The 21,303-nt window shown below is 71.4% G+C and carries 21 protein-coding genes; 13 read left to right on the top strand and 8 right to left on the bottom strand.

What is annotated here, in order from left to right; all coding sequences use genetic code 11:
* The first annotated feature begins 6 nt into the window (after positions 1 to 6).
* Positions 7 to 1,545, top strand: coding sequence for an aldehyde dehydrogenase family protein (locus AB0H12_RS13935; RefSeq protein ID WP_499623255.1), 1,539 nt, complete (start codon positions 7 to 9; stop codon positions 1,543 to 1,545).
* A 13-nt stretch (positions 1,546 to 1,558) separates the two neighbouring features.
* Positions 1,559 to 2,620 (top strand): acyl-CoA dehydrogenase family protein, encoded by a 1,062-nt coding sequence (locus AB0H12_RS13930; RefSeq protein ID WP_499623253.1) that lies wholly within the window; start codon positions 1,559 to 1,561, stop codon positions 2,618 to 2,620.
* A gap of 339 nt (positions 2,621 to 2,959) precedes the next feature.
* Here AB0H12_RS13930 and AB0H12_RS13925 read toward each other — a convergent pair whose 3' ends face one another.
* The 3 genes from AB0H12_RS13925 to AB0H12_RS13915 are packed head-to-tail and all read right to left on the bottom strand — an operon-like array spanning position 2,960 to position 6,080.
* Entirely contained in the window at positions 2,960 to 4,450 is a 1,491-nt protein-coding gene (locus AB0H12_RS13925) for an aldehyde dehydrogenase (NADP(+)) (RefSeq protein ID WP_499623251.1), read from the bottom strand.
* Positions 4,447 to 5,268 (bottom strand): NAD-dependent epimerase/dehydratase family protein, encoded by an 822-nt coding sequence (locus AB0H12_RS13920; RefSeq protein WP_499623249.1) that lies wholly within the window; start codon positions 5,266 to 5,268, stop codon positions 4,447 to 4,449. Before AB0H12_RS13920 ends, AB0H12_RS13925 begins: the two co-directional genes overlap by 4 nt.
* 29 nt (positions 5,269 to 5,297) lie before the next feature.
* Positions 5,298 to 6,080 (bottom strand): IclR family transcriptional regulator, encoded by a 783-nt coding sequence (locus tag AB0H12_RS13915; protein WP_073895339.1) that lies wholly within the window; start codon positions 6,078 to 6,080, stop codon positions 5,298 to 5,300.
* A 726-nt stretch (positions 6,081 to 6,806) separates the two neighbouring features.
* Here AB0H12_RS13915 and AB0H12_RS13910 point away from each other — a divergent pair.
* The 8 genes from AB0H12_RS13910 (at position 6,807) to AB0H12_RS13875 (ending at position 13,894) form a co-directional block, all read left to right on the top strand.
* Positions 6,807 to 7,709, top strand: a complete 903-nt coding sequence (locus AB0H12_RS13910) for a 5-dehydro-4-deoxyglucarate dehydratase (RefSeq protein WP_499623247.1) — start codon at positions 6,807 to 6,809, stop codon at positions 7,707 to 7,709.
* On the top strand, positions 7,706 to 8,962 hold the full coding sequence (locus tag AB0H12_RS13905; protein ID WP_499623246.1) for a glucarate dehydratase family protein: 1,257 nt from the start codon (positions 7,706 to 7,708) through the stop codon (positions 8,960 to 8,962). Before AB0H12_RS13910 ends, AB0H12_RS13905 begins: the two co-directional genes overlap by 4 nt.
* Before the next feature lie 14 nt (positions 8,963 to 8,976).
* The gene (locus tag AB0H12_RS13900; RefSeq protein WP_499623244.1) at positions 8,977 to 10,098 is read left to right on the top strand and encodes a hypothetical protein; all 1,122 of its coding nucleotides are present in this window, start codon (positions 8,977 to 8,979) and stop codon (positions 10,096 to 10,098) included.
* A gap of 213 nt (positions 10,099 to 10,311) precedes the next feature.
* Positions 10,312 to 10,791 (top strand): hypothetical protein, encoded by a 480-nt coding sequence (locus tag AB0H12_RS13895; protein WP_499623243.1) that lies wholly within the window; start codon positions 10,312 to 10,314, stop codon positions 10,789 to 10,791.
* 87 nt (positions 10,792 to 10,878) lie between these two features.
* On the top strand, positions 10,879 to 11,397 hold the full coding sequence (locus tag AB0H12_RS13890) for a hypothetical protein (protein ID WP_499623242.1): 519 nt from the start codon (positions 10,879 to 10,881) through the stop codon (positions 11,395 to 11,397).
* 36 nt (positions 11,398 to 11,433) lie between these two features.
* On the top strand, positions 11,434 to 12,123 hold the full coding sequence (locus AB0H12_RS13885; protein ID WP_499623240.1) for an SDR family NAD(P)-dependent oxidoreductase: 690 nt from the start codon (positions 11,434 to 11,436) through the stop codon (positions 12,121 to 12,123).
* A 14-nt stretch (positions 12,124 to 12,137) separates the two neighbouring features.
* Positions 12,138 to 12,506 carry a MerR family transcriptional regulator gene (locus AB0H12_RS13880; protein ID WP_498773998.1) on the top strand — a complete coding sequence of 123 codons (369 nt, stop codon included), beginning with the start codon at positions 12,138 to 12,140 and terminating at the stop codon, positions 12,504 to 12,506.
* A gap of 56 nt (positions 12,507 to 12,562) precedes the next feature.
* Positions 12,563 to 13,894, top strand: a complete 1,332-nt coding sequence (locus AB0H12_RS13875) for a jacalin-like lectin (protein WP_499623239.1) — start codon at positions 12,563 to 12,565, stop codon at positions 13,892 to 13,894.
* A 4-nt stretch (positions 13,895 to 13,898) separates the two neighbouring features.
* Here the strand turns inward: AB0H12_RS13875 and AB0H12_RS13870 are convergent, their stop codons facing one another.
* Positions 13,899 to 14,132: a hypothetical protein gene (locus AB0H12_RS13870; RefSeq protein WP_499623237.1), complete on the bottom strand. Its 234-nt coding sequence runs from the start codon at positions 14,130 to 14,132 to the stop codon at positions 13,899 to 13,901.
* A gap of 128 nt (positions 14,133 to 14,260) precedes the next feature.
* Here AB0H12_RS13870 and AB0H12_RS13865 point away from each other — a divergent pair, with 128 nt between their 5' ends.
* Both AB0H12_RS13865 and AB0H12_RS13860 read left to right on the top strand, forming a co-directional pair.
* The gene (locus tag AB0H12_RS13865; protein ID WP_499623236.1) at positions 14,261 to 15,106 is read left to right on the top strand and encodes a helix-turn-helix domain-containing protein; all 846 of its coding nucleotides are present in this window, start codon (positions 14,261 to 14,263) and stop codon (positions 15,104 to 15,106) included.
* Positions 15,106 to 15,294 carry a DUF397 domain-containing protein gene (locus tag AB0H12_RS13860; protein ID WP_499623234.1) on the top strand — a complete coding sequence of 63 codons (189 nt, stop codon included), beginning with the start codon at positions 15,106 to 15,108 and terminating at the stop codon, positions 15,292 to 15,294. The genes AB0H12_RS13865 and AB0H12_RS13860 overlap by 1 nt, the downstream gene beginning before the upstream one ends.
* A 5-nt stretch (positions 15,295 to 15,299) precedes the next feature.
* Here AB0H12_RS13860 and AB0H12_RS13855 read toward each other — a convergent pair whose 3' ends face one another.
* Positions 15,300 to 16,958: a fumarate hydratase gene (locus AB0H12_RS13855; RefSeq protein ID WP_499623542.1), complete on the bottom strand. Its 1,659-nt coding sequence runs from the start codon at positions 16,956 to 16,958 to the stop codon at positions 15,300 to 15,302.
* Between the two features lie 103 nt (positions 16,959 to 17,061).
* Here AB0H12_RS13855 and AB0H12_RS13850 point away from each other — a divergent pair, with 103 nt between their 5' ends.
* A complete protein-coding gene (locus AB0H12_RS13850; protein ID WP_499623232.1) occupies positions 17,062 to 17,982 on the top strand; it encodes a phosphotransferase family protein in 921 nt (306 codons plus the stop codon).
* 184 nt (positions 17,983 to 18,166) lie between these two features.
* Here the strand turns inward: AB0H12_RS13850 and AB0H12_RS13845 are convergent, their stop codons facing one another.
* The 3 genes from AB0H12_RS13845 to AB0H12_RS13835 form a co-directional block, all read right to left on the bottom strand.
* Entirely contained in the window at positions 18,167 to 19,159 is a 993-nt protein-coding gene (locus AB0H12_RS13845; protein ID WP_499623231.1) for a sigma-70 family RNA polymerase sigma factor, read from the bottom strand.
* A 202-nt stretch (positions 19,160 to 19,361) separates the two neighbouring features.
* The gene (dtd, locus tag AB0H12_RS13840) at positions 19,362 to 19,787 is read right to left on the bottom strand and encodes a D-aminoacyl-tRNA deacylase (protein ID WP_499623229.1); all 426 of its coding nucleotides are present in this window, start codon (positions 19,785 to 19,787) and stop codon (positions 19,362 to 19,364) included.
* Positions 19,784 to 21,271, bottom strand: coding sequence for a DUF7782 domain-containing protein (locus AB0H12_RS13835; protein WP_499623228.1), 1,488 nt, complete (start codon positions 21,269 to 21,271; stop codon positions 19,784 to 19,786). Before AB0H12_RS13835 ends, dtd begins: the two co-directional genes overlap by 4 nt.
* Between the last annotated feature and the right edge of the window lie 32 nt (positions 21,272 to 21,303).

Below are 21,303 nucleotides of genomic sequence, written 5' to 3'. Positions count from 1 at the left end.
ACCGACATGTCCCCGATCCTCAAGCCGGGCACCTCGTGGCCCGAGCTGTACGACCGGTGCGCCAAGGCCGCGCCCGAGGCGTTCCACCGCGACCGGCTGCTCAACCTCGTCGACGGCACGTGGCAGCGCACCGGCACACCCGGCCAGGCCACCTCGCCCGTGGACGGCTCCACCATCGCCGGACCACCTCGCCTCGACGCCGCACAGGCTTCGCACGCCGTCGCGGCGGCCGTCGAGCAGCACCGCGCGTGGGCCGCCGTGCCGTTGAAGGAGCGCAAGGCCCGCACGCTCGCGGCGCTGGCCGACCTGCACGCCCACCGCGACCTGCTCGCGCTGCTGCTGGTGTGGGAGATCGGCAAGCCGTGGCGGCTGGCGGCCGCCGACGTCGACCGGTGCCTCGAAGGCGTCGAGTGGTACGTCGAGCAGGTCGACCCCATGCTCCACGGCCGCACGCCGCTGCACGGCCCGGTCAGCAACATCGCCAGCTGGAACTACCCGATGAGCGTGCTGATGCACGCGATGCTCGTGCAGGCGCTGGCGGGCAACGCGGTCATCGCCAAGGCGCCCACCGACGGCGGCGTCAGCTGCCTGACCCTGGCGTGCGCCCTCGCCGTGCGGCACGGCCTGCCGCTCACCCTGGTCAGCGGCGGCGGGCGCGACCTGTCGCCGGCGCTGGTCGGCTCGCCGGACATCGGCTGCCTGTCGTTCGTCGGCGGGCGCGGCGCGGGCGGCGAGATCGTCACCGGCCTCGACGCCACCCAGCGGCACGTCCTGGAACAGGAAGGGCTGAACTGCTGGGGCGTCTGGGAGTTCAGCGACTGGCAGGCGTTGCGCCCGCAGCTGCGCAAGTCGTTCGACTACGCCAAGCAGCGCTGCACCGCCTACCCGCGGTACGTGGTCCAGCGGTCGTTGTTCGACTCGTTCCTCTCGGTGTACCTGGAAGCGGTCCGCGAGGTCACCTTCGGCCACCCGCTGGCCGTCGCGTCACCCGACGACGACCTGCCGGACCTCGACTTCGGCCCGCTGATCACCGACGCCAAGGCCAAGGACCTGGCCGACGTCGTCGACGAGGCGATCACCAAGGGCGGCGTGCCGCTCTACCGGGGCTCGTCGGACTCCGGCCGGTTCCTGCCCGACCAGCAGACGTCGGCGTACTTCGCGCCGGTCGCGATCCTGGCGCCGCCGCCGTCCTCGCCGCTGCACCACGCCGAGCCGTTCGGACCGGTGGACACGATCGTGCTGGTCGACACGGAAGCCGAGCTGCTGGCGGCGATGAACGCGAGCAACGGCGCGCTGGTGGCGTCGCTGTCGTGCGACGACGAGGCGGTCGCCCGTCGGCTGGCCGGTGAGGTGAACGCGTTCAAGTTCGGCCACAACAAGGCGCGCTCACGCGGTGACCGCGCCGAGGTGTTCGGCGGGCGCGGGGCGTCGTGGCGCGGCGCGTTCGTCGGCGGCCCGTTGCTGGTGCACGCCGTCACCGAAGGCCCGCCCGGCGAACGGCTCTACGGCAACTTCCCGTCGTACTCCCTGTACCCGCCCACCTGAGTCGGAGGCTCGGATGTCCGTCGGCCTGGACCGGATCGTCCGCGGCGTGGTCGCGCCCGCCGCTTCCTCCGTCGACCGCGACGGTGCCTTCCCCAGGGCGTCGGTCACGGCGTTGGGCGGGCTGCTCGGCATGACGATGTCCCGTGCGGTCGGCGGGCGCGGGTGCGGGTTGGCCGAGGCGTCGGACGTGGTCGAGCGGGTCGCGGCGGCGTGCGGCAGCACGGGTGCGGTGCTGCGTCCGCACTTCGCGGCGGCGACGGCGGTGGATCGCCTGGGCGACCGGGCGGTGCGGGCGGCGGTCGCGGCCGGCGGGCACCTGAGCACGGTGGCGGTCTTCACGCCGGGGTCGCACTTCCTGCTGCCGTCGGGCACGGCTTCGCGTCGTGGTGACGTGGTGGACCTGCGTGATCGCAAGAGCGGTGTCGTGGCGGCGGGGGAGGCCGACAGCTACGTCTGGTCGAGCGGGCCCCTCGCCGCCCACGGCACCACCACGTTGTGGCACGTTCCGGCGAACGCCCCGGGCTTGTCGGTCCCCGCGAACGTCCCCGGCATCGGCCTGCGCGGCACTTCCACCACCACCGTCTGGGCGGATCCGGCCCACGTGCCGGCGGACTGCCTGCTGGGTTCGGACGGTCAGTCCTTCGACACCGTCGTGCACCACGTGCTGCCTTGGCACGTCGTGCTGGGCGCGTCGGTGGCGTTGGGCGTCATGTGCGGAGCCATCGACGCGGTCGCGTCGCACATCGGCGCCTTCGACCTGATCCGCATGCGCCTGCGCGCGGACGCGGTGCGCGTGCTGCACGCCGACGCGGTCGCCGCCGTGGACTGGGAACCGGACCGGGCGAGACGCAAGCTGTGCCAACTGGCGGTGCACGCCGCCGAAGCCCTGGCCACCGTCACCGACCTGGCCCTGAAAGCCTCCGCCGACACACCCCCACCGGCCCGGTCTGCCGTCGAACGCCGCTTCCGCGAAGCGACCTCCCTCAACACCCAACCCCCAACCGCCGACCACCTCACCACCTTCACCGCCCGCGCCGAGCCTGCTCACCCCAAAGCCACCCGACTGGGTGCCTGACCAGCGAACTTCCAACTGGCAGCCCTACCCGATCCCCCTTATCCTGACCAAGCCCACCATGATCATCCGATCCACGATCGGGTGAATCCAGAACATCCCATCAAACAAAACGCCGTTTTCGAAACCCTGAAACGTCGGTTGAAACGAAGAGGAGGCCCGGCCAACCCCCGTCCGGCCCGCCGCCCGCCCCAACACCGCGGTCCCCGGGAAACATCCCCGGGGACCGCTACCGCTCAGCGAACGAACCAGATGGACCGGGCGCAGGCGCGAGAACCAGGTGGACCCGGGCGGAGCGAACCAGGCGGACCAACCGGCCGAACGCAGCGGACCCGAGCCGGCTCAGTGGACCCCGAGGACCCCGTCCACCCGCCGCGGGATGCCCAACGGGTTGCCCTCACGCAGCTCGGCGGGCAGCAGGGCGTCCGGCCAGGACTGGTAGGTCACCGGTGCCACCCAGCGCCGGATCGAGGTGGCCCCGACGGACGTGTGCAGCGGGTTGGTGGTGGCCGGCCACGGCCCGCCGTGGTGCATGCCCCACGCCACGGCGACGCCGGTCGGCCAGGCGTTGAAGATCAGCCGACCCACCACCGGCCGCAGCGCCTCGGCGACGAGCCCCGCGTGCTCGTGCTCGGACTCGGCGGCGTGGACGGTGCCGGTGAGCGTGCCCGGCAGCCGGGGGAGGACCGGCTCCAGCTCGGCCGGATCGGTGTAGGTCACCACGACCGCCGCCGGGCCGAAGTGCTCCTCGGTCAGCTTCTCGAGGTTGTCCGCGAACGTCGCCAGCGGCACCTGGAAGAGCCGCGGTTCGACGCTCCAGCCCTCGGTGGGCGCGGTGCCCTCGGCGACCAGGTCGGCCAGGCCGGAAGCGGCCAGGCCGTCGGTGCCGGAGCGGTACGAGTCGCGCATGCGCTCGTTCAGCATGGGCCCGCCCGCGGCGGCCGAGACGGCGTCCGCCAAGGCCGGGACGAGGGAGGCCGGGGCGAAGAGCAGGCCCGGGTTGGTGCAGAACTGGCCCACGCCCATGGTCAGGGAGCCGACGAACTCGGCCGCGAAGCCCTCGGGCCGCGCGGCGGCGGCGTCGGGCAGGACCACGGTCGGGTTGACGCTGCCCAGCTCGCCGTAGAACGGGATCGGGTCGGGCCGGGCGCCGGCCAGGTCGTACAGGGCGCGACCGCCCGCGGTGGAGCCGGTGAAGCCGACCGCCTTGATCGCGGGGTGCTTGACCAGCGCCACGCCGGCCTGCTGGCCGTGCACGATCCCGAAAACCCCGGCCGGCACCGCGGAGGCCACGATCCGCGCCGTCTCCCGCGACGTGCCGGGGTGCGACGGGTGCGCCTTCACGATCACCGGGCAGCCCGCGGCGAGCGCGGACGCCGTGTCGCCGCCCGCCACCGAGAACGCGAACGGGAAGTTCGACGCGGCGAACACGCCCACCGTCCCCAGTGGACGGAGCATGCGCCGCAGCACGGGCCGCGGCGGGATGATGCCCGGGTCCGCCGAATCCAGCGTCGCCTCGACGTAGCTGCCCTCGCGCAGCACCTCGCCGAACAGCCGCAACTGGTTCGTCGTCCGCTTCAGCTCCCCCGTCAACCGCGGCACGCCCAGCGCCGTTTCCGCGTCCGCGAGCTCCACCAGCGCCTCGGCCGAAGCGTCCAGGGCGTCGGCCACGGCGTCGAGCACCGAAGCCCGCTCCACCGCCGGCGACGACGACCAGGCCGGGAACGCCGCCGCACCCGCACGGGCCAGCGCGTCCACCTCGCGGTCCGACGTCTCCGGCACCGCCTCGCCCACCGGCTCACCGGTCCGCGGGTTGTAGCCCTGGACGCTCATCGGCCCGCCTCCTTCACCGCGGTGTCGAACTCGGGCGTGCACCACACGCCGCCCAAGTGCGTCACGGCCGGCGAATCGGGATCCGGCGAGCCCGCGGCCAGGGCCTCCTCCGCGAACACCTCGGAGTCGTCGGCGGACTTGTAGCCCAACGCCTCCGCCTCGCTCAGCGAGAACCACCGCCGCGTGTTGTCCGAAACGCCCCACACCACCCGGAACCCCGGCGACGGCGCCGACAGGCACGCCTCGAACAGCCGCGCGCCGTCGTCCGGCGACAGCCACGTCGACAACATCCGCGCGTCACGCGGCTTCTCGAAGCACGACCCGATCCGGACCGCGATCACGTCCATCCCGTACCGCGACGCGTACAGGCTGCCCAACGCCTCCAACGCCACCTTGCTCACGCCGTAGTACGTGTCCGGCTGCGGGAACAGGTAGTCGCCCGCCTCGCCCGACGCGCGCTCGTAGTACCCGACCGCGTGGTTGGAGCTGGCCAGCACCACCCGGGACACCCCGGCCCGCCGCGCCGCCTCCAGCACCACGTGCGTGCCGTTGATGTTGACGTCCAGGATCTCCGCCCACGGCCGCTCCAGGCTGTGCCCACCGAGGTGGATCACCGCGTCGACGCCCGCGCACGCCTCCTCCATCGCGGCCTGGTCGGTCACCGACGCCGTGACCAGCTCGACCCGTTCACCGTCGGCGGCGGCCGGCAGCGGCGCGATGTCGAGCAGGCGCAAGGTCCGGTCCGGCGCGGCCAGTCGGGTGCGCATGAGCGTGCCGACTATGCCGGCGGCGCCGGTGATGAGGATTCGCTCGGTCACGTCGAGCCCTTTCGGAATCGGAACAGGAATCAGCGGCCGAACTGGCGCAGCAGTTCGGTGATGGTGCGGGCCGCGTGCAGCAGCGCTTCGACGACCTGGCGCTCGTGGTCCGGGTCGAGCCGACCCAGCGGCACCGAGCAGCTCATCGCGTCGAGCACCGGGTTGCGGTAGGGCAGGGCGACGGCGAAGCACCCCAGGCCCGGCGTGTTCTCCTCGCGCTCGTGCGCGTACCCGACCGCGCGGAACCCCGCGAGCTGGGCGTGCAGCGCCGGGCGTTCGATGATCGTGTTCGGGGTCAACGGCGTCAGCCGCGCGGGCAGGATCGCGTCGACCTCGGCGGGCGTGCGGGCGGCGAGCAGCGCCTTGCCCAGCGACGTGGAGTGCGCGGGCAGCCGCCGTCCGACGCGGGACACCACGCGCAGGTGGTGCTCGGACTCGCGGCTGGCGAGGTAGACCACGTCGGCGCCGTCGAGGCGGGCCAGGTGGACCGTCTCGTTGATCTCCCGGCGCACCTGCTCCATGACGCGGATGGCGACCTGCACCACCGGGTCGTGGTCGAGGTACGACGTTCCGACGAGCAGGGCGCGCACGCCGATGCCGTACGTGCCGCGGGTGGGGTCGAGCTCCACCCACCCCCTGGCGACGAGCGTCTGCAACAGCATGTAGAGGCTCGACTTCGGGTAGCTCAGCTCGCGGTGCAGTTCGGTCAGGGTCAGCGGGCGGTCCGACGCCGACAGCACTTCGAGCAGTTCCACAGTCCGATCGGCCGACTTGACCGCGTTCGGCCGAGCGGGTGACGCGGGTCCAGTCACCAAGTCCTCCACGGGAAACGTTCCGGCAACACGCTCTTGACACGTCGCTGCGCCGATTCTTACAGTCCGCCCAACACGTTCACAAGTACGACCCCGATTCATATATATGAACAGTATGGCCGTGAACAGGAGTCGCCGTCCATGACACTCTCCCGCCGGTGCGCCACGGCCGTCGCTGTAGTGACCGTTGCGGGTCCGATCACGCACCCGACCTGCGGCTACCGGCCGTCCGACGGAGCGGCGCACCGCCACGCGCCGCCCGCGGTCCGAACGCGCCGCGCGCCGAGGTCGCCCGAGGTCCGCACCGAGTCTCCCGGCGCGCGGCTCCGCGTCGAGGCAGACCCCGCCGGAACGACGGCATCCGCCGAACCGGTGAATTCCCGCGAACGGCCCGGGTTGCGCAACTCCTGGACTCGGGCCGTCCATTCGCTCAGGGTGTCCCGGTGACACCGGTCGACACCGCCTTGGACGTGGGGGCGACGGCCAGTGGCGGCGGTGCCGTCGCGGCCCACCCCGTGGGGCGATCCCGCCATCGGGGTCGCCCCACGGACCACACCCGAACCATTGTCACGTCGGCGGGGACTCGCTCATCAGCGCCGATGGTGCCCCTGCTGCTCCACTTCGCCGTCAGCGCGCTCGCCGCCTGCGCGCTGCCGCGCGAGGAAACGCACAAGTCCTTCCTGCGTGGGATCACCACGGGAGCGATCAAGGGATGAAGGTCTGGGTATGCAACTGGATGGGGTGCTGTTCTTCCCGGTGACGCCGTTCGACGCGGACGGCGCGCTCGCGGAGGACGTGCTGGCCGAGCACGTCGAACGAGGGGTGGCGGCGGGCGCGGGCGGCGTGTTCATCGCGTGCGGCACAGGCGAGTTCCACGCGTTGGAGCCGTCGGAGGTCGAGCGGGCGGTGGCGGTCGCGGTCGAGGCGACCGCCGGGCGGGTGCCGGTGTTCGCGGGTGTCGGCGGCCCGTTGCCGACGGCCAAGCGGATCGCGCGGGCCGCCGAACGGGTCGGCGCCGACGGTTTGCTGCTGCTGCCGCCGTACCTGGTGACCAACCCGCCGAAGGGGCTGGTCAGGTACGTGACGGAGGTGGCGGGCGCATCGGAGTTGGCGCTGATCGTCTACCAGCGCAACAACGCGATCTTCACGCCGGAGACGGCGGTGGAGGTCGCGTCGCTGCCGACCGTGGTCGGGTTCAAGGACGGGCTCGGCGACATCGACCTGCTGCACCGCATCGTGCTCGCGGTGCGCTCGGCGATCGACAAGCCGTTCCAGTTCTTCAACGGCCTGCCGACCGCGGAGCTGACCGTGCCGGCGTACCGGGGCATCGGCGTGGACCTGTACTCGTCCGCGGTGTTCTGCTTCGCGCCGGAGATCTCGCTCGGCTTCTACCACGCCGTGCGCAACGGTGACGACGCGTTGGCCAACCGGTACCTGGTGGAGTTCTACAAGCCGCTGGTCGAGTTGCGCGACAAGGTGCCCGGCTACGCGGTGTCACTGGTGAAGGCGGCCGTGCGGGCCACCGGGCTCGACGTCGGCGGCGTCCGCGCGCCGCTGCTCGACCCGACGCCCGAGCACGTGGCGGAGCTGGAGAAGGTCGTCGCGGCCGGTCGGAGCCTGTCCGCATGAAGATCACCGACATCACCATCACCCCCGTCGCCTTCCGCGACCCGCCGCTGCTGAACTCGGTCGGCGTGCACGAGCCCTGGGCGCTGCGCACCATCGTGGAGGTGCACACCGACGAGGGGATCTCCGGGCTCGGCGAGAGCTACGGCGACATCGGCCACCTCACCCGGATGCGCACGGCCGCACCCGCGTTGATCGGCCTGGACGTGCACGCGTTGAACGAGATGCACTCCCGGATCGCGACGTCGCTCGGCGGCGAGGCGGGGTCGGACCGGCACGGGCTGACCGGGCCGCTGACCGTCGAGTCCACTGTGGACCGGGTGTTCTCGCCGTTCGAGGTGGCGTGCTGGGACATCCGGGGCAAGGCCCTCGGCCGCCCGGTGAGCGACCTGCTCGGCGGCGCCGTGCGGGACGCCGTGCCGTACAGCGCGTACCTGTTCTACAAGTGGGCCGGCCACCCCGGCGCGGAGCCGGACGAGTTCGGCGAGGCGCTCGACCCGGCGGGCATCGTGGCGCAGGCCCGGCTGCTCATCGAGCGGCACGGGTTCGGCTCGATCAAGCTCAAGGGCGGCGTGTACCCGCCCGACCAGGAGATCGAGGCGATCCACGCGCTGCGCGAGGCGTTCCCCGACCACCCGCTGCGGCTGGACCCCAACGCGGCGTGGACGCCGGAGACGTCGTTGAAGGTCGCCGAGGAGCTCGACGGCGTGGTCGAGTACCTGGAGGACCCCGCGCCGGAGATCGACGGGATGGCGGAGGTCGCGGCACGCGCGCCGATGCCGTTGGCGACGAACATGTGCGTGATCGCGTTCGAGCACATCGCCCGATCGGTGGAGGTGGACGCGGTGCAGGTCATCCTGTCCGACCACCACTACTGGGGCGGCCTGTCGCGGTCGAAGGAGCTGGCCGGGATCTGCCGGACGTTCGGCATCGGCCTGTCCATGCACTCCAACTCGCACCTGGGCATCAGCCTGGCCGCGATGACGCACCTCGCCGCGTCCACGCCGAACCTGAACTACGCGTGCGACACGCACTACCCGTGGAACGTCGCGGACGACGTGATCACCACGCCGTTCACGTTCGTGGACGGCGCCATCCCGGTGCCGACCACGCCCGGGCTGGGCGTCGAGCTGGACCGCGACGCGTTGGCGCGGCTGGCGGAGAACTACCGGACGTGCGGCCTCGTGCAGCGCGACGACACCGGTTACATGCAGAAGCACGACCCGTCCTACGAGAGGAAGCGCCCCCGGTGGTGACCACCGTTGCGCACGTGTACCCCTGGGATGTCGTAGGCGACCCGTCCGCTGTCGAACGGGTCGCGTCGTTGGGTGTGGACGCGGTGGCCCTCGCCGCGTCCTACCACACGGTGCGGGCCGCGACGCCGTTCCACCCCTCGCACCGGATGGTGGACGCGCGGCACGCGGCGTTCTACCTGCCGGTGAGGGAGGAGGCGTGGCGGGGCAAGCGGTTGGTGCCGGCTTCGCCGTCCTGGATGGACAGCTCGGACTCCTATGGTGAGGCGTCCGGCGCTTTGCGGGCGGCCGGGCTGCCGGTGTACGCGTGGACCGTGCTGACGCACAGCAGTCGGCTGGGCGACGCTCATCCGGACGTGGCGGTGCGTAACGCTTTCGGTGACCTGTACCCGTACGCGCTGTGCCCGTCGAACGACGACGTGGTCGAGTACGCCCGGACGTTGGTGTCCGAGGTGCTCGCGCTCGGGCGGCCGGACGGGATCGTGCTGGAGGCGTGCGGGCCGCTGGGGTTCTTCCACGGCGGGCACCACGAGAAGACCGACGGCGCGGACTGGTCGGCCGTGCAGCAGAAGCTGCTGTCGCTGTGCTTCTGCGGGGCTTGCGTGCGGCGTCATGACGACCCCGAGGGGTTGCGCGCGCTGGTTCGTGAGGGGGTCGACAACGCTGTCACCAGCGTGGAGGAGGCTCTCGGCGACCGTGCTGCTTCCGTCCGCGAGGTGCGCACCGACCTCTCCCGTTCGCTGCGGCGCGAGCTCGTGGGGTTGATCAGGTCGACGTCGCCGGGCACGCGCATCGCCGCGCACGCGACGGCCGACCCGTGGGGCACCGGACCGTTCGCGACTGTGGCCGGGGGAGTGGACGCCGACGTCGACGTGCTGACGGTGACGTGCTGGCCGGGCGTGGACGCGTCACTGCCCGCGATCCGCGCCTTGCGCGCGGAAACCGACGTGCGCACTGCCGCGTACGTGCTGGCCCTGCCGCCGAAGCCGGTGGACGGCGACGAGCTGCTGAAGGAGTGGCTGGCCTACGCGGAGGCCGGCGTCCAGGAGTTCCACCTGTACCACGCGGGCCTGGCCTCCGAACCCCGCCTGGCCGCCCTCCGCCACGCCATCACGGGCCTGAACCAAGCCCTCCGCTAACCCGCGTGTCGAACGTTGAGCGCCCGCGTGTCGAACGTTCAGGTACCCCGAGTTCAACGCTCACGTCGATCACCCAGGGCGCTGAGCGTTGAATTCAGGGGTCCTGAGTGTTCGACACGCGGGTCCTGAGTGTTCGACACGCGGGTTCACTGGATTGGGTAACTGTGAAGAAGGGTGGGCAACCGGGAGGGGTGGTCGGTCCGTCCTGAGGACATGAGAAGCCTTGGAACCGCTATCGGCGCGGGTGTGCTGCTGGTCGTGCTCGCCGCCTGCGCAACGTCCACGCCCGTCGGTCCGGGCAACGGTGGGCCGACGTTGACCACCTCGGCCGAACCGACCTCGCCCAGTGTCGAGGAACCGGAGTTCGAGAGCGCCGTGCCGCCGGGCGGCAACGAAGTGCCCGAGAACCGGATCGACGCGGCTGCCGTCCCCGAGGGCAACCCCACCACCACCTGGACCGAGGGTGACGGCAGCGTGCTCGGCGTCATCGCCCAGGAAGCCGGCTGCGGCAAGGCGAGCGTCGAGATCGCCGAGCAGAACGCCCAGGTGGTGAAGGTGGTGCTGGTCGAGACCACGCCGCTCGACCAGCCGGTCTGCACGATGGACATCCGCTACCCGCCGCTGACCGCGAAGCTCGACGCGCCGCTCGGTGACCGCACGGTCGTCCTGAGCACCCGACAGGACCAGAAGTAATCCCCTCCGGTGCCCGGTCGGCCTGCCCCCGGTCGGCCGGGCATCGCCCACTTGCAACCTCTCGACCCCGAGTACCGTCCTCCAGCTATGAGGAACGTCAAGGTCGCCGTCGCCTTCTCCGTGCTCGCGCTCGCGGGGTGCGGCACCACCACCGACAGCGCCCCGCCCGGCGAGTCGTCCACGGCGGTCACCACGACAGGTTCGTCGTCTGCTCCGACAACGTTGTCATCCCCCGGCGACGCCCAACCGACCGCACCGCCGCCGCAGACCAGCGCCGCGCCGCTGGCCGGCGGGTCGACCGAGGTGTCGGCCGCCCAGGTCGACGGCGGCACGCTGCCCGACCACTACAAACAACAGGCGTGGACGTCGGCGGACGGCCGCACGGTCCAGGTCGTCGGCATCGCGGGCGGCTGCCGGACGGCGAGCGCCGAGGTGACCGCCCAGTCCGGCGACCAGGTGTCGATCACCCTCGTCACGACCTACTACCCGCCGCCCACGGGCGTCCAGTGCACGCAGGAACTGCGCGACGTGCCGCTGAACGTCACCCTCGACGCGCCCCTCGGCTCACGCCGCCTCGTCCTGGAGGCCCGCCAGGACCGGGCTTGACCTTCACGCGGACGTGAAGCTCTACGTTCGGTCCCCATGACGATCTTCACCGGCAAGGCAGTGGTCGTGACGGGCGCGGGCACGGGGATCGGCCGTGCCGTCGCACGCGGGTTCGCCGCACAGGGCGCGTCCGTGCTCGCCGTCGGAAGGACTGCCGCGACCCTGGCCGAGACCGCCGCCGACCACCCCGGGATCCGCCCGTTCACCGCCGACGTCTCCGCCGCCGAACGGGTGGTCGACGCCGCCGTCACCGAGTTCGGCCGGCTCGACGTGCTGGTCAACAACGCCGCCGTCCCCTCCGGCGATGGGGTGGTCGCCACCAACCTGGTCGCCCCGATCCGCCTGGTCGAGGCAGCCCTGCCGCACCTGGAGGACACGCGCGGCGTCGTGGTCAACGTCAGCACGGCCATCGGTCAGCGCGGCTGGCCGATGCCCGGCGGTGAGCTGTACGCGGCGCTGAAGTCAGCGCTGGACTCCCTGACCAGGAGCTGGGCCGTGCAGTACGCGCCGCGCGGCGTGCGGGTGGTGGCCGTCGCGCCGGGTCCGATCGCGACGCCGATGCAGCACGACGAGGCACGGCGCGCAGCGCTGATCGCCCACGTGCCGCTGGGTCGGGTCGGGCAACCGGACGAGGTCGCGTTCTGGGTGATCCAACTCGCCCGTCCCGAAGCCGCGTACACGACCGGCGTGGTGCTGCCCGTCGACGGCGGCGCGCTGGTCGGGTGACTACCCTGCGACGGGTGCGGATCGGCGAACTGGCACGGGCCACCGGCACCTCGACGCGGGCGCTGCGGTTCTACGAGGAGCAGGGCCTCCTCGACTCCGAACGGGCGTCCAACGGCTACCGCCGCTACGGTCCCGACGCGGTCGCGCGCGTGCGAGCGATCCGCTACCTGCTCGACCACGGCCTCACGCTGGAGGACGTCGCCCACTTCCGGCACTGCCTGCACGGCGACGTGGCGAACGCCGAGCCGGCCCCGGAGCTGGTCGCGGTCGCCGAACGCAGGCTCGCCGTGCTGACCAGCCGGATCGACGCGCTGATCGAGGTGCGCGACCACCTCGCGGACGGCGTGCGGCGGGCACGGGCGGCCGAGCGGGTGAATACCTGAGGAACTTTCGCGTCACGGCTTCCGGCGGGACAGCGGGACCGCCAGACTCCGATGACGTGAGACGACCTCTCGGCCTGGTGCTCGCCGTCGTGCTCGCGACGGCCACCACCACCGCGCTGACCGCGACCTCCGCGTCCGCCGACACCCCCGCGTCCGCCGACACCAACGGGCAGTTCTCCGTGCTGACGTACAACGTCGCCGGGCTCCCCGAACCGCTCTCCGGGTCGAACCCGGCGGAGAACACGCCGCTCATCGGCGCACGCATCCGCGACTACTCGGTGGTCAACGTCCAGGAGGACTTCAACTACCACGCCGCCCTGTACGCCGCCGACAACCACCCGCACCGCACGCCGACCAGCGGGGGAGTGCCGTTCGGCGACGGCCTGAACACCCTCTCGGCCTACCCGTACAGCGACTTCACGCGGGTGAAGTGGAACCAGTGCAACGGCACGGACTGCCTCACGCCCAAGGGCTTCACCCACGCCCGCCTCCGCCTGGCCGAAGGCGTCCACGTCGACCTCTACAACGTCCACGCCAACGCCGGCAGCACGGACGCCGACCTGGCCGCCCGCCGCGCGAACATCACCCAGCTGTCGCAGTACGTCACCCGCAACTCCGCCGGCAACGCGGTGATCATCATGGGCGACACCAACACCCGCTACACCCGCACCGGCGACAACATCCGCGACCTCGTGCGCGCCAACGGCCTCACCGACGCCTGGGTGGAGCGCGTCCGGGGAGGCGTCGAACCCACCCTCGGCGCACCCGCGCTGGTGTGCGACCCGGCGAACGTCACCGACACGTGCGAGGTCGTCGACAAGGTCTTCTACCGCGACAACGCCCACATCGACCTCACCGCCACCTCCTACCGCAACGACCACACCTCCTTCCTCGACCCGGACGGCGAACCGCTGTCCGACCACTACCCGCACGCCGTCGGCTTCTCCTGGCGGCTCGCCGCCCACCTGCGCCTGAGCGAGCAGTTCGGCGGCCCGCACGGCACACCGTTCACCGACGTCGACGCCGTGGACCCCGGCACGACGGTGCGCGAAGTGACCCTGAGCGGCGGCGCACGCCTCGACCGCGTCGGCCTCACCCTCGCCGACGGCACCGCGCCCGCACACGGCGGCACCGGCGGCACCCCGACCACGCTCACCCTCCAGCCCGGCGAGCGCCTGACGGCGGCCACGCTCACCCGAGGCCAACGCGACGGCCGCACCCGCGTCTTCTCCGTCCGCATCACCACCGACCTCGGTCGGACCGTCGCCGCTGGCACGCCCACCGCCGACCAGGTCACCTTCACCGCGCCCGCGGGCTGGCACATCGCCGGCTTCACGGGCCGCGCCGGCGACGAGGTCGACCGGCTCGGCGTGGTCTACACCCGCTGATCCCTCACTCGGTGGTCGCGAAGGCCGCCACCCCGTCCCACGCCAGCCACAGGTCCGCGTCGACCTGGTCCTCGTCCGCGACGATCGTGCCCGTCTCGCCGACGTACAGGCCCAGGTCGCACCGGTGCTCCAGCAGCACCCGCGTCATCCACGCGTGCAGCTCCCCCTGCCCGTCCGCGGGTTCCCTGGCGATCGTCCGGAAGTGCACCCCGGTCCCGGACGTCTCGATCAAGCTCACTTGGAAGAAACGCGACCCCACTCGCTCTCACTCCTCGCACATGGTTGTATACTCTCTGAATTCGGGACGACTATCTCGTATGTACAGGATGTGCACAAGTCCCGATCGGGTGATGATCGAGGAGAGCGATGACCAGCCCACACCGCAGTGCCGCCCGCATCCAGATCGGCACCACGCTGCGCCGCCTTCGCGAAGAGGCGGGCGTGCCCCGGGAGAGGGTGGGCGAGGTCCTGCACTGCACGATGACCAAGATCAGCAACATCGAGAACGCGATCAGCGGCGTCAAGCAGGCCGAGCTGGAGAAGCTCCTGGACCTCTACGGAGCCGACGACGCGACCCGCGAGGACCTGCTCGCGCTCAACTCCGAGGCGCACCGCCGCCGGCCCAAGAGCAAGATCGGCGGCACGATCCAGCCCTGGCTGCGCCGCATCCTGGACGTGGAGGCGATCGCCACCGAAGCCCTCTACTCGTCGTTCGAGCTGGTGCCGGCGGTGCTCCAGACCGAGCACTACGCGCGTGCGCTGATGACGGGGATCGGGCTCGACGGCGAGGTGCTGGAGAAGAACCTCCAACTGCGCATGGAACGACGGGCGCTGCTCACCGACCGCGAGCCGCCCCTCGATCTGTGGGCGGTGATCTCCGAGCCCGCGCTCCGGGCCAACGTCGGCGGCCCGGAGGTCATGCGCGACCAGCTCAAGCACGTGCTCGCCCTGACCGAGCTGGAGAACGTCGTGGTGCAGGTGATGCCGCAAGGGGTCGGGGCGCACGCGTTGACCGGCACTACGCTGACCTTGTTCCGGCTGCCCGCCAAGATGCCGTCGCTCATCAGCGTCGACACCCCGTACGGCGCCCAGTTCGTGGACGGGGCGGACCAACTGGAGAAGACGAGCCGGTGGTTCGACTACACCCGGGCGAAGGCGTTGGGGGTGGAGGAAAGCCGTGAACTCCTGACCCGGATCACGGAGGAGACCTGATGACCCTCAAGCAGGGCGAGTGGACGAAGTTCAGCGGCGGCGGCGACAACTGCGTCGAGGTCATGCGCACGGCCGACGAGGTGCTCGTCCGCAACAGCAACCGGCCTGAAGAAGTCCCACAGCGCTTCACCCACAGCGAGTGGGACTTCTTCACGCGCGGCGCCAAGCTCGGCGTCTTCGACCTGTAGAAGGGCTACTTCCGGAACGAGATCTGGAGGGTCGGGGCGGAGGTCTCGGCGAAGAAGTCGTTGCCCTTGTCGTCCACCACGACGAACGCCGGGAAGTCCTCCACCTCGATCTTCCAGACCGCTTCCATGCCCAGCTCGGCGTACTCCAGCACGTCGACCTTGCGGATGCAGTCCTGGGCCAGCCGCGCCGCCGGTCCGCCGATCGAGCCCAGGTAGAACCCGCCGTGCGTCCGGCAGGCGTCCGTGACCTGACGCGACCGGTTGCCCTTGGCCAGCATCACCAGGGACCCGCCGGCGGCCTGGAACTGCTCGACGTAGGAGTCCATCCGACCGGCCGTGGTCGGCCCGAACGACCCGGAGGCGTAACCCTCGGGCGTCTTGGCCGGTCCGGCGTAGTACACCGGGTGGTCCTTGAGGTACTGCGGCATCGGCTCGCCCGCGTCCAGCCGCTCCTTGATCTTGGCGTGCGCGATGTCCCGCGCCACGACCAGCGGACCGGTCAGCGACACCCGCGTCTTCACCGGCAACGCCGACAGCGTCGCCCGGATCTCGGACATGGGCCGGGTCAGGTCGATGTTCACGACCTCGTCGGACAGGTTCTCGCCGGTCACGTCGGGCAGGAAGTGCGCCGGGTCGCGTTCGAGCTGCTCCAGGAAGACGCCCTCGGGGGTGATCTTCGCCTTGGCCTGCCGGTCCGCCGAGCACGACACCGCGATGCCGACCGGGCAGGACGCCCCGTGCCGGGGCAGCCGGATCACGCGCACGTCGTGGCAGAAGTACTTGCCGCCGAACTGGGCGCCGATGCCGAAGTTCCGGGTCAGCTCCAGCACCTGCTGCTCCAGGTCGACGTCCCGGAACGCGTGCCCGGCGGCGGAGCCCTCGGTGGGCAGGCCGTCGAGGTAGCGGGCGGACGCGAGCTTGGCGACCTTCAGGTTCTGCTCGGCCGACAGACCGCCGACGACCACGGCGAGGTGGTAGGGCGGGCACGCCGCCGTGCCGAGCGAGCGCAGCTTCTCGTCCAGGAACTTGGCCAGCCGCGACGGGTTCAGCAGCGCCTTCGTCTCCTGGTACAGGAACGTCTTGTTGGCTGAACCGCCGCCCTTGGCCATGAACAGGAACTCGTACTTCGGCTCCACGCCCGGCGCGGTGAACAGGTCGATCTGCGCGGGCAGGTTGGTGCCGGTGTTCTTCTCGTCCCAGAACGTGACCGGCGCCATCTGCGAGTACCGGAGGTTCAGCTCCTGGTAGGCCTCGAAGATGCCGCGCGACAGGGCCTCTTCGTCGGTGCCGCCGGTGAGCACGGACTCGGTGCGCTTGCCCATCACGATGGCGGTGCCGGTGTCCTGGCACATGGGCAGCACGCCGCCGGCGGAGATGCACGCGTTGCGCAGCAGGTCCATCGCGACGAACCGGTCGTTGCCGCTGGCCTCGGGGTCGTCCACGATCGCGCGCAGCTGGGCCAGGTGCGAGGGGCGCAGCAGGTGCTGGATGTCCCGGATCGCCTCCTTGGCCAGCAGCGTCAACGCCGACGGCTCGACCTGGAGGAACGTGCGGCCGGCGGCTTCGACGACCGACACGCCGTCCGGCGTCACGAGCCGGTACTCGGTGTGGTTGTCCTTGGCCAGTGGCAGGACGTCGGTGTACTGGAACGTCGGTCCCAACAGGTTCGACGAGGTCACGTCGCGGGCTCCCTTGCGCGCTTCGGGTTCCGCCGAACTTATACCGATCGCGCCGCCGAGGTCCGCACGGCGTGGTGTGATTCGCGTCGTGGTCGACAGCCTCACCAAGCGCCGGCTCTCCGCCGCCGCCCTCGACGCGTTGGTCCGCCGTGCCCTGGGCGTTCCGCTCGCCGCGCACGTCGAGCTGACCGACGGCATGTTCAACACCGCGTACCGGCTCACCGCGGCCGACGGTCGCGAGACCGTGCTGAAGGTCGCGCCGCCGCCGGACGTGCCCCTGCTCACCTACGAGCGGGACCTGATGCGCACGGAGGCGTTGGCGTTCGAGCTGATGGCGGCGCACGGGCTGCCCGTGCCGGAGGTGCTGCTCCACGAAGACGACTTCTTGCTGATGACGGCGCTGCGGGGCGAACCGTGGTCGGCCGCGCGTCCCCGGTTGACCGACGCCGAGCACGGCGCCCTGCGCCGTGAGCTGGGCACGATCGTCCGCGGGCTGCACACCATCCGGGGTGACGTGTTCGGCTACGTGCAGGGGCCGAACGCGGCGACGTGGCGCGAGGCGTTCACGAGGATGGTGGGCGCGGTGCTGGCCGACGCGGCCCGGTTCGGCGTGGAGCTGCCCGACGTGCGACCGGCCGTCGAGGCTCGCGCGCACCTGTTGGACGAGGTCACCGAGCCGGTGCTGGTGCACTTCGACCTGTGGGAGGCGAACGTCTTCCTCGCCGACGGCCACGTCGAGGGGATCATCGACCCGGAACGGGCGATGTTCGGCGACCCGTTGGCGGAGATCGCGACGGTGGCGTTGTTCACCGACCTGGACGACGACTACAAGGCCGGTTACGGGTTCGAGGTGTTCACCGCGGCCGAGGAGACCCGGATCGCGCTCTACCGCGCGTACCTGTGCCTGGTGATGATCGTGGAGGGCGTGCCGCGCGGCTATGCCGGCGAGGAACGCGAGGCGCACGTGCGGTTCTTCCGCGAGAAGCTCGCGGAGTACCTGGAACTGTAGAGAAATGCGGAAGGCCGGGCCGGCCCCCGACCGCCCCGACCTTCCTCAGCGTGCGAGCACCTCCGCGCAATGGGGCGGAGGTGTCGCTTGGCTCGTGTAACGCACGACCGTGCCGTGACTGGCGTCACAAGTCAATCCCGCGCAGCGGTGACCGACCCCTGAATCGTCGCTGTATCGCGTCAGCTCAGCTCGCGTACGCCCGCAGCTTGGCGGCCCGCTCGCCCTGCCGCAGCTTCGACATGACCTCGCGCTCGATCTGCCGCACCCGCTCCCGCGACAGGCCGAACTGCTTGCCGATCTGGTCCAGCGTGCGCGGCTGGCCGTCCTCCAGGCCGTACCGCAGCCGGATCACCGCCTGCTCGCGCGGGTCCAACGTGGCCAGCACCCGGCGCAGGTCGTCCTGCAGCAGCCCGGAGATGACCGCGCTCTCCGCGTCCGTGGCGTCGGAGTCCTCGATGAAGTCGCCCAGCGGGGCGTCCTCCTCGGTGCCGACCGGCATGTCCAGGCTCACCGGGTCGCGGGCGTGGTCGAGCAGGTCGACCACCTTCTCCGGCGTCAGGCCCGACTCCTTGGCCAGCTCCTCGTTGGTCGCCTCACGGCCCAGCTGCTGGTGCAGGTCGCGCTTGATCCGGGCGAGCTTGTTGACCTGCTCCACGAGGTGGACGGGCAGCCGGATCGTGCGACCCTGGTCCGCCATTCCCCGCGTGATCGCCTGGCGGATCCACCAGGTCGCGTAGGTCGAGAACTTGAAGCCCTTGGTGTAGTCGAACTTCTCCACCGCGCGGATCAGGCCCAGGTTCCCTTCCTGGATCAGATCGAGCAGCGGCATTCCGCGACCGGTGTATCGCTTCGCGAGGGAAACGACCAACCGGAGATTCGCTTCGAGAAGGTGGTTCTTTGCCACGTGGCCATCGCGGATCAAAGCGCGCAGTTCGCGCTGGCGGTCCTCCGGCAGCTCCGGATGCGTCTCCAGCTTGTGCTGCGCGAAGACGCCCGCCTCGATCCGCTTGGCGAGCTCCACTTCGTCCGCCGCGGTCAGCAGCGCTGTCTTGCCGATCCCGTTCAGGTACACCCGAACCAGGTCTGCGGCGGGTCCCTGGGCGTCGAGGTCCAACTCGGCGCTCGTGGTGGTCGTCTCGTTCCCGACCTGACGGTCGAGGAGCTTCGGGACGGTCATGGAGCTCCCTCCCCCTTGTGTCGCGGGCTGGCAGTGCGGTCGTGTCGCACACTCCGCGCTGCGCTGCGCGGCACACCTTTCGGTGTCTGACACTGGTGGAAACGCGAACCGGGGCGAAATGGTTCCCGCTTCCCACGACCACAAGACGTCACTGCCGTCACAGCGGTTGCGCCGCGAATCCTGAGGATTGGCTGAGAAGGATCTAGAGTTCCACCAACACGGTGAACGGACCGTCGTTCGCACTCCGCACCGACATCATCGCGCCGAACCGTCCCGTTTGTACTCGGGCGCCCTTCCGGCGCAGTTCCGAGACCACCTCGTCGACCAACGGCTCGGCGTGCGCGGGCCGTGCGGCGGCGGTCCACGACGGCCGCCGCCCCTTCCTCGTCTCTCCGTAAAGTGTGAACTGGCTCACCACGAGCAGGGGCGCACCGGTCGTGGCGCACGACTCCTCGTCCCTCAGGACGCGCAACTCGTAGAGCTTTCGGGCCATCACGTGCGCCTTGTCGGCGTCGTCGTCCACGTGGACGCCGAGCAGCACCAACAGGCCCGGTTCGTCGATCGCGCCCACGACCTCGTCGTCCACGGTGACCGACGCCTCTGTGACACGTGCCACAACCGCTCTCACGCGGGCACCACCATGCCGTGCCGGACGAGGTCGCGGACGATCGGGAGGGCGGACTCGGCGAGCGCGTCGGCGTCCAGGTCGTGCGCGTAGGCCAGCAGGGTGACGAGGTCCTCCAGCGGCAGCGCGCCCCGGAAGCCCGCGAGCAGCTTCGCCGCCGTCTCGTCCAGCTCGTGCTGCCAGCCGGGCCCGTCCACGCGGTGCAGGCGGCGCACGACCGGCTCCCAGCCCTCGTCGGTGGGGGAGGAGACCTCCTCCAGCAGGACGGTCTCGGGCACGGTGAACCGGGTGCCCAGCAGCTGGGCGTTGTCGGTGGCGCGCAGCCAGGCGACCCGGTCCAGCCAGGCGGCCGACTCGGGGCCCAGCGGGTCGTCGAAGGCGTGGCGGAGGTCTTCGCACACGACCTCGGCGTGCTCGGTGTCCGTGCGGCGGAGGGTGACGAAGCCGAACCCGATGCCCTCGACGTCGTTCTCGGCGAACCAGTCCAGCCAGGCGACGGCCTTGGCGCGGCCTTCGGCGCCGCGCGGGTCGACGCCCGCGTCACGCAGCCACGTGCCGACGTAGAGGGCGGGGTCGGCGACGTCGCGCTGCACGAACCAGGCGTCCACGCCACCGCGCGGCAGCCACGCGGAGACGCGGTCGGCCCAGTCCTCGCCCTTGCGGTGCAGCCAGGAGGCCAGGAGCTGACCCACGCCGCCCTCGTTGAGGAACGACGGCATCTGGCGCACGACCAGGGCGCTGGCGTCGTCACCGGCGAGGCCGGAGTCGCGGTAGGTGTAGTCGACCCGGGGTGGGCCCACGACGAACGGCGGGTTGCAGACGACCTGGTCGAACCGCCGGCCGCGCAGGGGGCCGAACCACTCGCCCTGGCGCAGCTCGACGTCGACCTCGTTGATCCGGAACGTGCCCGCGGCCAGGGCGAGCGCGCGCTCCGACAGGTCCGTGGCGGTGATCCTGCGCGCGTGCCTGCTCGCGTGCAGGGCCTGGACGCCGCAGCCGGTGCCCAGGTCGAGCAGGGTGGCGACCTGGCGGCGTGACGTGGCGCGGGCGAGGCTGATGGACGCGTGGCCGACGCCGAGCACGTGGTCGGCCGGGACGGGCCCGCCGCGCTGGTCGGCGTCCTGGTCGGCGATGACCCACCAGGAGCCCTCGTCGTCGCCGTAGGGGCGGATGTCCAGCCCGGCCCGCAGCCCGTCGCCGTCACCGCGCAGCACCTCGGCCTTGACGGCGGTGTCCAGGTCGACGTCCGGGAGCGCGGCCCGCACGGCGGCCTCCGACTCCGTGTCGCCGAGCAGGAACAGGCGGACCAGGGTGCCGAGGGCGCCCGCGTCCCGGGTGGCGCGCCGGGCGGCCTCCGGTTCGCCGCGGCCGAGCGCGGCGTGGGCCTGGGGCCCGAGCACGTCGACCACCCCGTCCGCGTCGTAGTCGGCGGCTCGGAACGCCTCGCGCAGCCGTGTGGTCAGGTCGGCAGAAAGATCGGGGAGCACGCGGTCATGGTCTCGCGCCCCACCCGGTCGCG

The sequence above is a fragment of the Actinosynnema sp. NPDC023794 genome (assembly GCF_040639675.1).
In the GTDB taxonomy this organism is placed as follows: domain Bacteria; phylum Actinomycetota; class Actinomycetes; order Mycobacteriales; family Pseudonocardiaceae; genus Actinosynnema; species Actinosynnema luteola.
The sequence above is the reverse complement of the archived record's forward strand: the minus strand, read 5'-3'. Positions and strand labels throughout refer to the sequence as shown.